Genomic DNA, 1,594 nt, shown 5'->3' on the forward strand with positions numbered 1-1,594 from the left:
CGTCCGCTGCTGCTAAATGCGTAGTGCGGACTGGTTACTCCAGGTAAGCAAGCCCAATCCCATACCGGAAAAACATTGATGTACTCTTCTCCGGTGCGGTAAATGTAGGTTAATCCAAAGGGTAAGTAGTAGCCGTAGAGATTTTCGGTATTTACGTCCATTTCCATACCTACGGTGCGCTCTGAGCACATTTTCAACGAAGTAAAGTAGCTACCTCGCTGATGGACTGTGTAGTCGGAACGCCAGAAGTGCTTGTTTCCCGCGATCGTTTGCGGCTGTTTGCTTACAATGCGCTGTTTTGACAATTCGTATAATTCCGCGTGCGCCGGATCAGCTTCAATAAAGTTTTCCAGTTGAGGAATGATCAGTTCGGCTCTCGGGATAAAACCACCGGAACGGCCAACCTGCCTGCCTCGCACATTGTAGTCAAACACATTGCGGAAAATCATCCATCGTGTTCCCTGTAGATAGTACTCTCTCAGTATTTTTAGGTGAGAATCAGTGAAGGCAAATTGGGTGCCCTCAACAATGGATGCTAACCAAATGGTTTCCCGCAAAAAGTTACTGCCGTAGCCGCCGTTGTACAAAAATGGGCCATGCTGATGAAAACTATAATCAGCTTGTATTCCCTCATCATCCGTAACTTGTACTTGTTGCATTACCCCGGCTACTCCGTCAGCAATCCGCTCCGGGTTTCTTTCCAACACTCCCCGGTACAATACAGAAATGGATAACAACGTCCGGTTCGATCCGGTCATACGAGGTTCAGGAGTCAAATCACTAATCATGCGTTGCAGTAAATCATCGGCTATTTCACCCTGAAGAAGAAGCGCGATTATATTGAGGTAGAACTGTTTGCCGATCTCATTTTTGTACCAATTCTTACAGGTCGGATTTATCTGGTACCAGTACGATAAAGCTCGCTCTATTCCAGCTAGTGCTTCGTTACTACGGTACAGTTCTTCAGAAGGCTGACTGTAGGCGTAAGTAAGGATCAAAATACGGTTGAGGGCCCGAAGAGGGTCCCAGTTATTGTCTTGATCTTGATAATCAACATCCGACCAGCTACCATCCGTTTGAAGGTTATTAAGATGATAAGAAGCCTGGTCAAAGTTAGATGCTAAGTACCGACCCGTCCGACTCAGAAACCCCTTCTCTACTAAAGCATCGTCTACTAATCGTTGCTTCAAAATAGAAATTTCATCCGGATCAGATTGAGCAGTTACCTGAAGTGATAGTACCAGTAAAACTAGGCTGACATAGATTGAAAAAGTAGTAGCTATTTTCATGAGATAGGTTAGGCTTAATGTAATAGGATTATCCCTACAAGAGCAAATTAATAAACCGTAGGACGATATACGCTAACGTTATTTTAGGTGGAATTCACTATATTTATAATACTCATTAGTTCGTCTGAGTTACCAAAATGATCAAATGAATCGGCATTAGTTTGATCAGAATATAAGAAATGAAACTAATTGAACAATTTTTTAATTTTCCACACAACACCTTATCATATATTTTCATGCGATCTCGACCGCTCAACTTTCTACTTCTCGCAATCTATGCATTCGGTTGCAGCCCCGATATGCCC

At 43.3% G+C, this 1,594-nt stretch carries 1 protein-coding gene; it reads right to left on the minus strand.

The window, feature by feature from the left end; translation table 11 throughout:
* On the minus strand, positions 1 to 1,289 hold a 1,289-nt coding region (locus tag WBA23_RS05855; protein ID WP_424581316.1), incomplete at its 3' end, for a polysaccharide lyase family 8 super-sandwich domain-containing protein.
* Between the last annotated feature and the right edge of the window lie 305 nt (positions 1,290 to 1,594).

Source organism: Tunicatimonas sp., from assembly GCF_049647865.1.
Lineage (GTDB): Bacteria > Bacteroidota > Bacteroidia > Cytophagales > Cyclobacteriaceae > Tunicatimonas.